12 protein-coding genes are annotated in these 13493 nt (G+C 51.3%); 1 reads left to right on the plus strand and 11 read right to left on the minus strand.

The genetic code is table 11. From position 1 onward, the window contains the following. Positions 1-22: 22 nt before the first annotated feature. A complete protein-coding gene (locus tag QUE61_RS05425) occupies positions 23-1318 on the plus strand; it encodes an MFS transporter (RefSeq protein WP_286306260.1) in 1296 nt (431 codons plus the stop codon). Here QUE61_RS05425 and QUE61_RS05430 read toward each other — a convergent pair. The 11 genes from QUE61_RS05430 to ispG all read right to left on the minus strand — a co-directional run bounded on the left by QUE61_RS05430 (position 1313) and on the right by ispG (position 13490). After that, positions 1313-2644 (minus strand): adenylosuccinate synthase, encoded by a 1332-nt coding sequence (locus QUE61_RS05430; RefSeq protein ID WP_286306261.1) that lies wholly within the window; start codon positions 2642-2644, stop codon positions 1313-1315. The genes QUE61_RS05425 and QUE61_RS05430 overlap by 6 nt on opposite strands. 53 nt (positions 2645-2697) lie before the next feature. Then, the gene (locus QUE61_RS05435) at positions 2698-3873 is read right to left on the minus strand and encodes an ATP phosphoribosyltransferase regulatory subunit (protein WP_286306262.1); all 1176 of its coding nucleotides are present in this window, start codon (positions 3871-3873) and stop codon (positions 2698-2700) included. Between the two features lie 11 nt (positions 3874-3884). Further along, entirely contained in the window at positions 3885-4754 is an 870-nt protein-coding gene (gene hflC / locus QUE61_RS05440) for a protease modulator HflC (protein WP_286306263.1), read from the minus strand. A 20-nt stretch (positions 4755-4774) separates the two neighbouring features. Beyond that, positions 4775-6181, minus strand: a complete 1407-nt coding sequence (hflK, locus tag QUE61_RS05445; protein WP_458574705.1) for an FtsH protease activity modulator HflK — start codon at positions 6179-6181, stop codon at positions 4775-4777. Beyond that, complete coding sequence (gene hflX / locus QUE61_RS05450) at positions 6138-7394, minus strand: GTPase HflX (RefSeq protein WP_286306265.1); 1257 nt, start codon at positions 7392-7394, stop codon at positions 6138-6140. Before hflX ends, hflK begins: the two co-directional genes overlap by 44 nt. Further along, positions 7372-7620 carry an RNA chaperone Hfq gene (gene hfq / locus QUE61_RS05455; protein WP_108508513.1) on the minus strand — a complete coding sequence of 83 codons (249 nt, stop codon included), beginning with the start codon at positions 7618-7620 and terminating at the stop codon, positions 7372-7374. The genes hflX and hfq overlap by 23 nt, the downstream gene beginning before the upstream one ends. A 114-nt stretch (positions 7621-7734) precedes the next feature. Beyond that, on the minus strand, positions 7735-9093 hold the full coding sequence (der, locus tag QUE61_RS05460; RefSeq protein ID WP_286224873.1) for a ribosome biogenesis GTPase Der: 1359 nt from the start codon (positions 9091-9093) through the stop codon (positions 7735-7737). A 12-nt stretch (positions 9094-9105) separates the two neighbouring features. Then, the gene (gene bamB, locus QUE61_RS05465) at positions 9106-10236 is read right to left on the minus strand and encodes an outer membrane protein assembly factor BamB (RefSeq protein ID WP_286306266.1); all 1131 of its coding nucleotides are present in this window, start codon (positions 10234-10236) and stop codon (positions 9106-9108) included. Beyond that, positions 10236-10889, minus strand: a complete 654-nt coding sequence (locus tag QUE61_RS05470; RefSeq protein WP_286306267.1) for a YfgM family protein — start codon at positions 10887-10889, stop codon at positions 10236-10238. The genes bamB and QUE61_RS05470 overlap by 1 nt, the downstream gene beginning before the upstream one ends. A gap of 50 nt (positions 10890-10939) precedes the next feature. Next, a complete protein-coding gene (gene hisS / locus QUE61_RS05475) occupies positions 10940-12226 on the minus strand; it encodes a histidine--tRNA ligase (RefSeq protein ID WP_286306268.1) in 1287 nt (428 codons plus the stop codon). Beyond that, positions 12213-13490, minus strand: coding sequence for a flavodoxin-dependent (E)-4-hydroxy-3-methylbut-2-enyl-diphosphate synthase (gene ispG, locus QUE61_RS05480; RefSeq protein ID WP_458574706.1), 1278 nt, complete (start codon positions 13488-13490; stop codon positions 12213-12215). Before ispG ends, hisS begins: the two co-directional genes overlap by 14 nt. Positions 13491-13493: the final 3 nt, after the last annotated feature.

Below are 13493 nucleotides of genomic sequence, written 5' to 3' on the forward strand. Positions count from 1 at the left end.
GGCATGATTACAAGCACTATTTATGAATCATCATCCAACCATTGACCCTCAAAACCTCCGTAAGACCATTTTTGCGGGTGCCATTGGCAATGCCATCGAGTTTTATGACTTCATTATTTACGCCTACCTGGCAGTTTATTTTGCTTATCATTTTTTTCCGTCGCACGATCCCGTTGCAGCCTTAATTGCGAGCTATGGCGCATTTGCAACCGGAATGATTATGCGGCCAGTGGGTGGTTTATTGCTTGGCCGAATTGGCGATCGCATTGGTCGCAAAATGGCTTTGCAGGTCACGGTTGCCTCGATCGCAATTCCGACCCTAATCATTGGCCTCCTTCCAACCTATGAAACCATTGGTCTCTTAGCACCCATTTTATTAATCCTCTTGCGAATGCTTCAGGGCTTAGCAGTTGGTGGCGAATATACATCCTCGATTGTCTTTCTGATTGAGCATTCCCCACCCAATCAACGCGGCTTTATTGGCAGCTTTAGTCCGATGGGTGCCTTTGGGGGTCTATTCCTAGGAACTGCCGTTTGTTTCATTTGCTTACTAATCCTGGGCAAAGACCAAATGCACGCATGGGGTTGGCGCGTGCCCTTTATTTTGAGTGTCGTGATGACCGTGATTGGCATTTATGCAAGACGCTCATTATCTGAGTCCGCCCTGAATCTGTCGATGCGGTCTAAGTCTCCAGTGAAAGAGGTGTTTCGTAATCACTTGCGCCCCATGGTCTCGATCTGCTTTGCCAATACATCCACTGGCATTGTGTCCTTCATTGGCTTTATGTATGCGGTGCAGTGGATGGTTAAAGAAGCGGGGGTGAGCTCCAATATGGCCCTGCTCATTAATTTGGCTGGGCTAGCAATGGTTACCTTGACCTCGTTATTGGGTGGTTATCTGGGTGATCGAGTCGATCGGGTTCAAATTGCGCGTTTAGGTGCGCTTATTTTGCTAGTTGGTGCTTGGCCCGCATTTCGGCTTTTTCAATCAGGGGATGTTTTGTCCATGCTCATCGGTAGCGCCATCCTAGCCATTGGGCAAGGATTTTTTGTGGGACCTCTCAGTTCAGCCATGGCTAATTTACTACCGCCCCAAGTTCGAGTTACCGGTATCTCCTTTGCATACAGCTTGTCGGTGGGTCTCTTTGGTGGGATTGCGCCAATGCTGACTGAATATTTGCTCTCTCGTGAGAACTTGCTGATGGCACCTGCTATGGTAATTATGGCTGGCGCACTAATCTCACTTTTAACCCTATTGCTGCGTTCCGACTGGCGAGTTGGCAATGCATTGTTGCCAGAAGAGCTTAATCGGTCATAACTCAAATGGGTGTTGCAAGAGGATGGTCTCATCGCGCTCTGGTCCGGTAGAGACCATCGCAATCGGTTTACCGCAGATCTCTTGCACGCGTTTGAGGTAGTCCTGGGCGGTCTTGGGTAATTTATTCCAATCGGTAATCCCAACGGTACTTTCGGTCCAACCCTTGAAGTCTTCATAGATGGGTTCACAACGCGCCACCGCTTCAGCACCGCGTGGCAATACATCCAAGGTCTTGCCATCCAGTTTATAGCCCACACAAAGACGAATGGTCTCAATCCCATCGAGCACGTCAAGCTTCGTGATACATAAGCCAGAGAGTCCATTAATTTGGATGGAGCGCTTGAGTGCTGCTGCATCGAGCCAACCCGTGCGTCGTGGCCTTCCAGTTACTGATCCAAACTCTTTGCCGACCTCAGCGAGACGAATACCCACCGGATCCTGTTTATTGGGGTTCTCATGGTCATAGAGCTCGCTCGGGAATGGCCCTGCACCCACTCGGGTGCAATAGGCTTTGGTAATCCCTAAGATGTAGTGCAATGAACCGGGTCCCACCCCAGAACCAGCCGCCGCATTACCAGCAACGCAATTACTCGAGGTCACAAAGGGATAAGTGCCATGATCGATATCAAGCAAGGTTCCTTGTGCACCTTCAAAGAGAAGGTTCTGGCCTGCTTGCTCTGCCGCATAGAGTGCACTTGAGACATCCACCACCATCGGCTTAATCCGTTCGGCATACGACATGGCTTCATCGAGTACACGATTGAAGTCCAGAGCATCCACCTTGTAATACTGGGTCAATGCAAAGTTGTGATAGTCCAAGTTCTCGCGGAGTTTGGATGCAAACTGTTCGGGGTAGAAGAAGTCTTGCACCCGCAGTGCACGTCTAGCTACTTTATCTTCATACGCAGGACCGATCCCACGGCCGGTTGTACCAATCTTATCGCTACCGCGTTTTTTCTCACGGGCATGATCAATCGCCACGTGGTAAGGCAGAATCAGTGTGGCTGCCTCGGAGATCTTTAAGCGTCCCTGCACATTAAGACCAGCACTTTCAAGTTCACCAATCTCTTTAAAGAGCGCTTCAGGTGAGAGCACGACACCATTACCGATATAGCAAATGACCTGAGGATGCATGATGCCCGAGGGGATCAGGCGTAAGATGGTTTTCTTACCACCAATAATGAGCGTATGTCCAGCGTTATGTCCACCCTGAAAGCGCACGACGGCTTGTGCATGATCGGTGAGCCAATCGACCACCTTGCCTTTTCCTTCATCGCCCCACTGCGTACCAATCACGACAACATTACGACCCTGAGACTTACTCATATCCATTCCACTTCATTTTTTATTGATTTAGCCTAATTGTAGTGATCAAGCCACTAGGCACGTGATTTTAGTTCCCAGCCCGCGCCCTGCTTAATGAGCTCGCGTTGGCACTCAAACTCTTCAGAATGTGCGTTATCCCCTTTGTGAACCTGGATCACCACCTCACCCTCGGCGCGTAACTCTGCAATGCGACGGTTTAAGGCGGGGTCATCCGACCATGGCGCCAGAATAGCCTGGCGCTTTACTGAAATTGTCGATAGATCGGCAAGTGTGAGCAAGTCGAGTGAGAACCCCGTGGCAGGACGTGAACGACCAAAGGCTTGGCCCACATGGTCATAGCGACCTCCCCGTGCAATCGGTTGAGGTAAACCATCGACATAGGCGGCAAACATCACGCCACTGTGGTACTGGTAGCCACGCAAATCCGCCAGATCCAGTGAAAGCTCAAGATGGTTCGATAAGCGACTGGTCGCTTCAATCAAACGCTCTAGGTCTTTGAGAGACTGCTCAATCATGGGCTGATTGGGTAATGCCAAGGGACCAGAACGAGCATTGGCTAAGACCTCGGCACAGGTTCCATTAAGTTGCAGTAAGGCTAATAGGGGTTTACTAATTGAGGGGGCAAACTGGCTCACCCATTGAGTGAGGCTTGGCCGGTCTTTGGTTTGCAATAAGGTGTAAAGGGTCTCGGTATCAGCATGACTTAGTACTAAATCGCCTAAGATTCCTTTGAGAACTCCGGCATGCGAGAGATCCAAATAGATCTTGCTAATCCCAGCTTGGCTGAGTGTTTTCAGAAGAAGTTGGATCGCCTCGAAATCGGCTTCCCACCCAGCATACCCATAGATCTCGGCACCCAGTTGCAACTCCTCACGCGAGGTTGAGCCTGGCGGTGTGCGCACGCGCGCGACTGATCCCGCGTAGCACAGACGGGTCACACCTTCACGATTAAGAAGGTGCGCATCAATACGCGCTACTTGAGGTGTGATGTCAGCACGCAAGCCTAAGGTGCGGCCAGAGAGCTGATCAACGAGCTTGAAGGTCTGTAAATTAAGATCGGACCCCGTACCCGTCAAGAGCGAATCCAAGAATTCCAGTAACGGCGGGCTAACTAGCTCGTAACCATAAGACTGATACAGATCGAGTGAGCGACGCCGCAACTCCTCGATCTTGCGAGCCCGGGCTGGCAATACGTCAGCAATATCTTCGGGCAATAACCAACGGTTCATGGTGAACTCGATTAATTCTTCTTCTGCATGAACCGGAAGAAATCATTGCTCGGCTCGATCACCATTACGTCTTTCTTATCCTTGAAGGAATTACGATAAGCCTCAAGGCTTCGATAGAACTGAGCAAATTGCGGGTCACGGTTAAAGGCATCTGCGTATAAAGCCGTGGCACGCGCATCTCCCGCCCCCTTAATCCGCTGAGCATCACGATAAGCCTCTGCCAAAATCACATCGCGCTGACGCTCTGCACTCGCCCGAATCTTGTCCGACTCTGCCGCACCCGTGGATCGCAACTCGTTGGCAACCCGTTTGCGCTCTGCTTCCATCCGGCGATAAACCGAGTCACTAATCTCAGCAAGCAAGTCAATTCGCTTGAGGCGCACATCCACGATCTCAACACCAATCGCTTTGGCATCATCCTCAACTTTTTTCTGGATGCCCTGCATGACCTGATCACGCTGCTCTGAAATAATCTCGCGGATGGTACGTTTAGTGAACTCCTCGTTTAACGCCGAACGAATCAGTTGGTTCATCCGATCGGTGGCTAAGCGCTCATCACCACGAAAGCTCACAAAGAACTTGAGGGGATCGATAATGCGCCACTTCACATATGAATCCACCAAGAGGTTTTTCTTCTCAGCAGTGATGAAGCGTTCAGCATCGGGGTTATCAATCGTCATAATGCGACGATCAAAGAAGATCACATTTTGGAATGGTGCAGGTAACTTGAACTGCAAACCAGGTTGTTCAATTACTCGCACAATTTGACCGAAGGCAAAGACCACAGCAAATTTACGTTGATCAACCACAAAAATGCAGGAACTAATCAAATAAAAGGCAAGGACTAGACCCACTATAAGACCAAGGAGACGATTAGGCATGATGACTTTTTCCTCGATTCTTAACGATCACCACGATCGCGACTCCGCAATCCATCCCGTTTCTCGGGGCTACGCTCCGCGGGGGATGGTGTGGCATTGGGGGCTGGACTAGAGATGGCATTTGGTGAAACGACGCCTGGCAATGTGGCGCCTTGCACTTGTGCAGCCTGCTGCGCTTCGGTAGTCACTTGATTAATGATCTTGTCAAGCGGTAGGTATAACAGGCTATTACTCTTCGTGGTGTCCACTAAGACCTTAGAGACATTGTTATAAATTTCTTTCATGGTATCGATGTACATCCGATCGCGGGTCACCTGTGGGGCCTTCGCGTACTCACTGTAAATTTGTTTAAAGCGCAAGGCATCACCTTCAGCCATCGCAGAGACACGTGCACGATAACCTTCCGCCTCTTGGATCAATCGTGCTGCAGTCCCTTTGGCACGTGGCAGGATGTCATTGGCATACGCCTCGCCCTCACTCTTGAGACGCTCACGATCTTGACCAGCCTTCACCGCATCATCAAATGCCGCTTGTACTTGCTCAGGCGGTTGCACGTTTTGTACGGTGACGCTGGTAACAAAAATACCGGCTTTATAACTATCCAAGATCTTCTGAATATCCATGGCAAGATCGATGGCGATCTTCTCACGACCTTCGTATAACACCGTATCCATCTTGCTGCGTCCCACAATCTCGCGCACCGCGGTCTCTGCTGCTTGAATCACGGCCATGTCTGGATCACGATTATTAAAGAGATACTCCATCGGATCTTTTAAGCGGTACTGAACTGCAAAACGGACATCAATGATGTTCTCATCTTCGGTCAGCATTGAAGAATCTTTTTGATTGGTACCCTTGATCATCACCGAGCGACCAATCTCAACCGAACGCACGGCTGACAAGTTCACGGTCTCGGTTGATTGAATCGGCCAAGGCATCCGCCAGTTAATACCAGGGCGCGCCGTGTAATCGTACTTACCAAAGGTGAGAACGACACCCGCTTGACCTTCCTGAATCATGAAGAAACCGCTAAAGAGCCACACTAGGGTCACAATGACCAAGGCACCTAAACTAGCCGTCTTGGGGTTAAATCCTTCGACATTAAATTGCGGTGGTTTACGACCACCGCCACTTGGTGGCTGACCGCCACCGGATGGCCGCTTTTTGCCACCAAACATATTATTTAACTTGTCATTGAAATCGCGCCAGAGATCATCCAAATCGGGCGGTCCATTTTCAGGGCGGCGATTACCTTGGGGTTGCTGATTGGGTTGAGCCTGATCACCACCCTCTTTAGGATCTTTATCCCCTTTGGGCGCTTGGTAGTTATTTCCCCAGCCAGGATCATTGACGGAGAAAAACCCTCTAAAGTAGTCACCTACTTTATGGAGTGTTTGGCGAATAGTTTCGGGTCGAATGGAAATCAAAATCAGCGGTTTCTGGTCTATCGGTTAATGGTTGGAGCAGATCGCCATGCGCCTTCTGATGGTGGACGTCAGCGTGCTCAACCTTTAGTTTATCAGTCCTGTGCGCAAACTCGCATAGACACTCGCGCAGGAGGTCTAAACCCATGCCGGCCTGAGCGGATATAAAGACCTTGTAGGGCACTCCATGGATATCGCGCTCAATATGGGCGCCCTTCGTAAAGGTCTGAGGCATCAAATCAATTTTGTTCATGACCTCTAAGCGCGGGATACCATCCGCCCCAATTTCTTTGAGGACCGCCTCCACTTGAGCCTGCTGCTCCTTGGCAACCGGACTACAGGCGTCGATCACATGCACGATCAAATCGGCATGCACCGTTTCGTCAAGCGTGGCCCGAAAGGCTTCCACCAGCTGATGGGGTAGCTCACGAATAAATCCCACAGTATCAGAAAGGACAATTTGTCGCCCCTCCTCTAAGTGAACCCGTCTGGAAGTGGTATCCAAGGTGGCAAACAGCTGATCAGCAGCATAGGTACCAGCTTTAGTGAGCGCATTAAATAAAGTGGACTTACCGGCATTGGTATATCCCACCAATGACACCGAGAACACCTCATTGCGAGCACGTGCCCGCCGTTGTGTGCGCTGCTGACGTTGCAACTTTGCAAGCTCTGCCTCTAAGCGTTTTGCTTTGGTGGCGAGCATCCGGCGATCCAATTCCATCTGGGTCTCACCCGGTCCACCACGCAGACCAATACCACCCTTTTGACGCTCCAAGTGACTCCAGGCGCGCACCAGCCGTGACATGCGATAGCGCACATTGGCGAGCTCCACTTGGGTCTTACCCAAATGACTCTTCGCACGTTGGGCAAAGATATCCAGAATCAGCCCGGTGCGATCGATCACATGCTTGCCCAGATGCCGTTCAAGATTGCGTTGTTGGGTTGGTGAAATCGCATGATTAACAATCGCAAGTTCAGCATCGTGCTCCTTCATGGCCCGAAGCAATTCATTGGCTTTACCCGAACGAATAAATAAGGAAGGATCAACACTGCCGCGGCGACCAATCACCGAGGCACTTGGAATGGAACCGGCACTCTCTGCCAAGAGTGCAAGCTCGGCCATGCTTTCTGGGAAATCGTCTTTGCCGGTATCAATTCCAACCAATACCGCGCGGACCTCCTCGACTCCGGTGTTATGCAGCTGGAGCGTCCTCATCGTCTGCCCTAAAGCTCACAGCTCGGGCGGGTACCACAGTCGATATCGCATGTTTGTAAACCATTTGGGTCACGGTATTGCGTAACAGAATCACGTATTGATCGAAGGACTCCACATTGCCTTGCAACTTAATTCCGTTCACCAAATAAATGGATACTGGAATGTGCTCTTTACGCAAGGCATTGAGGAAAGGGTCCTGCAGCAACTGGACTTGTTTGGTATTCATACTGCTCCTTAATCGTTTTTTAAGTTAGGGAGTCTTGCTTTTGTATACAACACGGATGGTTTCTATAAGGATATTAACCTTAAATAATGGATTTCTCTATTTGTGTGACAAATCCTACTTACGGCGTGGTTTTTCATCTTTGACATAAGGGTTTGCCGCAGTCCGGAACTCAATCCGCAAAGGGGTGCCGCGCAACTCAAAGATCTCCCGAAAACGCCCTTCGAGATACCGTTTATAGCTATCGGTGATGCCGTGCAAGGCGCTCCCATGAATAATCACGATTGGCGGGTTCATGCCACCCTGATGGGCATAGCGAAGCTTGGGTCGGCCTTTGGCCACCCGTTTGGGCTGCTGATGAGCCACTGCATCGATCATGGCGCGGGTGAGTTTAGGCGTCGAGAGCTTCGCCATTGCAGCTTGGTAAGCCTTATCCACATCCTTGAACAACTCCTTAATGCCAAATCCTTTTTTGGCCGAGATGGGATGCACATTAGCAAAGTCTAGAAAGCGTAGCTTTTGAGCAATCTCAACCCGCGCGCGTTCTTTCACATAAGCATCAATGCCATCCCATTTATTAACCGCCACGACCAGAGCGCGCCCTGCTTCCACAATATAGCCAGCAATATGTGCGTCTTGTTCCGAGATATCTTGCTGAGCATCAAGCATCAAGATCACCACATTGGCATCATTAATTGCTTGCAAAGTTTTAACCACCGAGAACTTTTCGATCGCTTCAAAGACCTTGCCACGCCGTCGCAGTCCTGCGGTATCAATCAAGACATAGGATTTGCCATTGCGTTCAAACTCGACTTCAATGGCATCGCGCGTGGTGCCGGGGAGGTCAAAAGCAATCACCCGATCTTCGCCAAGCAAGGTATTAATGAAGGTCGACTTGCCGACATTGGGTCGACCGACCACCGCAATCTTCATCGGTCGGGTGCCATCGGCAACGGCGGCATCATCGGGCTCGGGTTCAGGAATCTGCAATTGATCAAGGGCTTCTTCAATTAAAGCCCGCACCCCATCGCCATGCGCAGAAGATATGGGCTCAGGCTGACCTAGACCCAGTTCATGAAAATCCGCCGTGACCACGCTGGCGGACATGCCCTCGGTCTTATTGACCGCCAAGATCACTGGGCGTCCGGTCTTGCGCAAGAAATCCGCAATCACACGATCCTGCGGTGCAAGCCCCAGTCGGCCATCGACCAAAAAGATCACCAGATCCGATTCGGCGACGGCTTGCTTCGTTTGCTTGGCCATCTGGGCCATGATGCCGGTCTTGGCAACGGGCTCAAAGCCGCCCGTATCAATGCAAATGAACTCCCGATCCCCCACTCGACCATTGCCATAGTGGCGATCACGCGTAAGCCCTGGAAAATCGGCGACCAGGGCATCACGGGATTTGGTCAGGCGATTAAATAAGGTGGATTTACCGACATTGGGTCGGCCCACGATGGCAATAACGGGTTTCATGAGTGATTGGTCTTAGCGCGGGCGATACGCCGCAATCTTGCCGCCTTGAGAAGCAATGATGATCACGCCACCGGCTGCAATCGGTGCTGCCGTAACCGGAGAGCTATCGTGACGAATACGCGAGACCATCTGACCGCTATTTTGATTGAGGAGATGCACATAGCCTTGTTTATCACCCATCATGACCACACGCCCAATCGCTAATGGCTCACCAACGTCGCGCCAGGTTAACTGGGTGTTCTCCCAAACCTGTACGCCATCACTTGCACGGTAGGCATACACATGGGATTTTTCATTGGCAGCAAACACAAACTCCGTACTTTGGGTGGTGCCGGTATAGCTTGAGAAATCCTTCGACCACACTAAATTACCGCTGCGCAGTTCTGCGCATCCGATCTTGCCTTGATACGAGACCACGCAAAGACGCCCCTCTTCTAAGCTGGGTCGACTGGTGACATCGTTTAAGCGCTCGATCTCAGAAAAGCCTTTGGGGAAGGAGACGGCAGATTCCCAGATGAGACCACCGTTGGAGAGCGCAAGCGCTCCAAAGCGACCACCCCCGAATCCAGTCACCACCGCATCATTGCCCACTAAGAGCATGCCGTAGCCAACGCGCAGCGATAAGGGAGTCTGTTGCCGCTGATAGATCCAACGCCGTTTCCCGGTCGCTGCGTCCAGACCAATAAAGCGATGATCCAAGGTACGGATCACCACCACACCAGCGGCGACGATTGGGTCAGAAAGAACCTCGCTTCCAATCAGATGCTTCCAAATATTCTTACCCGACTCATCGTAGCCATAAGCAGTGCCTTCCGTGCTCACCACAACCGTAGTCTTGCCATCCGACCCTGGACCAATGGAAAGTTTCTCGGGAACACTCACCTCCCACACCACACGTCCATTCTGAATATTTAACTTACTCAGGGTGCCACGGGCGGATGCGGCAAACACATGATCGTCAGCAACCACGGGGCGGAAGTTAGCGGGTATCGAACTACCTACATTGGTTGACCAAACCTCAGCAAGCTCCACTTGATTACTGACGTTGACTAACTCAGCGGGTTTACGAACTTTGGATGAGCCAGAACAGGCAATCAATGCAAGTGAAAGAGATACGATGGCGCCCCAGCGCAACAGTTGCACTACATACCCCCTACGGCATCAATCTTCACTTTCAATAAACCACGTGCGTCTTCCGGAAAGGCTCTATCGCTTTGCATGATCTTCATTGCCTTGAGATACTCGGTACGAGCATCCGGAATCTTCTTTTGCACCAAATACCAATCACCGCGGCGCTCGATCCATAAGGGCTCAAATCCTTTGACGGCTTTTTCTTTGAGGAGTTGATCGGCCTCTTTCAGGCTGGCTTCGGTGCCCTGATCAATCAGGAGTCCCAAAAGTCGCAATTGCGCCAACGCCCGAAATGAATCATCACTGGCTTTATTGGCGGTCCACTTCAAATACGCTTGTGCTTTTGCAGGGTCATTACTATCCATCGCAATCTTGGCGGCCACGAGATTACCCATGGCAGCATACGTGGTGCCGCCGTATTTCTTTTGCAGATCATCAGCAGCGAGATAGGTTTTATCTTTCTCGTTCTTGGTAACCGCATTAATCAGGGTCTCGTACAACTTACCCGCATCGGCTGCTTGGCTGCGCTGATACCAGCCCCAAAGATTGAAAGCTGCATAGGCAAGCAATGCCACGGTAATGACACCGATGATGTAATTGCCATAGCGGGCCCAAAACGATTTCAGGTTCGCTAGGTTTTCTTGTTCTTCGAGGTCAAGTGCCATGCCAATACTGCTTTCTTCGATTGTTTAAACGCTTATTTTATGCTGTGTGACTAAGAATCCACCAAAGCATCCACCACGGCCACCAATAAGCCAGATAGTGGAACGGCATGTTGCTCACCCGTGCCACGTAGATTCTTTAACTGGGCCTCATCACGAGCGAGTTCATCAGGACCAATAATCAGAGCCAATTGCGCACCACTGGCATCGGCTTTCTTCATTTGGGATTTAAAGCTCGCACTCTGCCCATCGGGTGGGCAATGCAAAATCACATCAATTCCGGCACTACGCAGCGCCTCTGCGGCAATCATTGCTTGCACCAGAGTATCGCCGCCTTGATGCAAGACATACACATCACACACAGGCTCGCTATCGGGAATGCTCTTGGAGATCGCCATCAGATCGAGCACACGCTCCATGCCCATCGCCCATCCACAGGCTGGGGCACTTTTACCACCCATACGCTCCATCAAGGGGTCGTAGCGACCACCGCCGGCGATCGTACCCTGGGCACCCAATGCCTCAGTAGTCCACTCAAACACGGTCAGGTTGTAATAGTCTAAGCCGCGCACCAATCGTGGATTGATCTTAAATGGAATGTTGTTGGCCTTTAGGAGCGTTTGTACTGCTTCAAAGTGAGCCAAGGACTCTGAACCCAAAAACTCCAAGAGTTTGGGGCCGCCCTCAATCAGAGTCTGCATTGCTGGATTCTTCGAATCCAGAATCCGCAGTGGATTGGTTTGCAAACGCCGCTGCGAGTCCTCGTCCAATTGTGCGTGGTGTTGCGTAAAGTAATCGACGAGTGCTTGGCGATGCGCAGCGCGTTCGGGCGCCTCGCCCAGGGAATTGAGCTCCAAACGCACGCCTTGCAAACCCAGTTCATCCCACAGGCGTTGGCCCATCAAGATGATCTCGGCATCAATGTCTGGTCCTGCAAATCCCAGTGCCTCAATCCCAAATTGATGAAACTGGCGATAGCGTCCACGCTGTGGGCGCTCATGCCGAAACATGGGTCCTGTGTACCAAAGCCGTTTGGGGCCGTCATAAATTAGATTGTGTTCAATCGTAGCGCGCACGACTGCTGCGGTTCCCTCGGGGCGCAGTGTGAGTTGTTCGCCATTAAGCCGATCTTCAAAGGAGTACATCTCCTTCTCGACAATATCAGTCACCTCACCGATACCGCGTTGGAATAGTGCGGTGGATTCCACAATGGGTGTCCGAATCTGCTCGTAGCCGTAGGCTCGGGTGAGATCCGCTAAGGTGCGCTCGAGATAAGACCAAGCTGCTGCATCCTTAGGCAGCAAATCGTTCATGCCGCGGATGGCATTAATTTTTTGCATGGTAATTGGCTTTAACGTACTCGTCGACGATTAGTTGAAATTCTTCGGCGATGCCCTCACCGCGTAGGGTCTTGACCTTCACACCATCGACAAACACTGGGGCTGCGGGGCTCTCACCAGTTCCTGGTAAAGAGATGCCGATATTGGCGTGCTTGCTCTCGCCTGGACCATTGACGATACAACCCATCACTGCCACATTCATGTTCTCAACACCGGGATGGGTTTTCTTCCACACTGGCATTTGTTGACGTAGATACGATTGAATCTTGGCAGCCAGTTCTTGGAAGGTGGTGCTCGTAGTGCGACCGCATCCAGGACAAGCAATTACCATCGGCGTGAAATTGCGCAATCCCATGGTTTGCAAGATCTCTTGGCCAACAATCACTTCATTCTCACGCGGTGCACCAGGATCAGGTGTTAAGGAGATACGAATGGTGTCACCAATTCCTTCTTGTAAGAGCACTGCAAGTGCAGCAGTTGATGCCACGATACCTTTGCTACCCATGCCCGCTTCGGTGAGCCCGAGATGCAAGGAATAGTCGCAACGTCTGGCGAGATCACGATAGACCGCAATTAAATCTTGTACACCACTCACTTTGCACGAGAGCGTAATCTGATCAGGGTTCATGCCGAGCTCAACCGCTTTACTGGCCGATTGAAGTGCCGACTGAATCAAGGCTTCAATCATCACCTCTTGAGAGGTCTTGGGAGTGGCCAGCTTGGCGTTCTCATCCATGATCTGCGCTAGCAGATCTTGATCGAGACTGCCCCAGTTCACCCCAATCCGAATTGGCTTGTCGTAATGGCAAGCCGCCTCGATCATTTGCGCGAATTGCGGGTCCCGCTTTGCACCCTTTCCCACATTACCGGGATTAATACGGTACTTGGACAAGGTCTTGGCGCAATCGGGATACTCTTTGAGTAAGGTGTGGCCGTTGTAATGAAAGTCACCGATCAGTGGCACCTTCACATCCATCTTATCGAGTTGCTCGCGAATATAGGGCACTTGTGCTGCGGCTTCTGGGGTGTTCACGGTAATACGCACCAGTTCCGATCCGGCACGCGCCAACTCCTTTACCTGAATCGCGGTTGCAATCGCATCCTCGGTATCGGTATTGGTCATCGATTGCACCCGCACCGGAGCATCTCCACCAACTGTGACGCGGTTATCGCCCCACGCCACCACCGACTGGCGCGATACGCGGCGCGGTAATGGTCCGAGGGGTAATGGTGGCAAACAGCCTGGCTCGATCTTATTCATCATGGC

The sequence above is a fragment of the Polynucleobacter sp. HIN5 genome, assembly GCF_030297555.1.
GTDB lineage: Bacteria > Pseudomonadota > Gammaproteobacteria > Burkholderiales > Burkholderiaceae > Polynucleobacter.

Excerpts from the sequence above, each read along its gene's own strand:
- QUE61_RS05435 (WP_286306262.1), bottom strand. The coding sequence starts at position 3,873 with ATGAACCGTTGGTTATTGCCCGAAGATATTGCTGACGTATTGCCAGCC.
- QUE61_RS05470 (WP_286306267.1), bottom strand. The coding sequence starts at position 10,889 with ATGGCACTTGACCTCGAAGAACAAGAAAACCTAGCGAACCTGAAATCG.
- QUE61_RS05425 (WP_286306260.1), top strand. The coding sequence starts at position 23 with ATGAATCATCATCCAACCATTGACCCTCAAAACCTCCGTAAGACCATT.
- QUE61_RS05430 (WP_286306261.1), bottom strand. The coding sequence starts at position 2,644 with ATGAGTAAGTCTCAGGGTCGTAATGTTGTCGTGATTGGTACGCAGTGG.
- hfq (WP_108508513.1), bottom strand. The coding sequence starts at position 7,620 with ATGAATACCAAACAAGTCCAGTTGCTGCAGGACCCTTTCCTCAATGCC.
- hflC (WP_286306263.1), bottom strand. The coding sequence starts at position 4,754 with ATGCCTAATCGTCTCCTTGGTCTTATAGTGGGTCTAGTCCTTGCCTTT.
- ispG (WP_458574706.1), bottom strand. The coding sequence starts at position 13,490 with ATGATGAATAAGATCGAGCCAGGCTGTTTGCCACCATTACCCCTCGGA.
- hisS (WP_286306268.1), bottom strand. The coding sequence starts at position 12,226 with ATGCAAAAAATTAATGCCATCCGCGGCATGAACGATTTGCTGCCTAAG.
- der (WP_286224873.1), bottom strand. The coding sequence starts at position 9,093 with ATGAAACCCGTTATTGCCATCGTGGGCCGACCCAATGTCGGTAAATCC.
- hflX (WP_286306265.1), bottom strand. The coding sequence starts at position 7,394 with ATGAGGACGCTCCAGCTGCATAACACCGGAGTCGAGGAGGTCCGCGCG.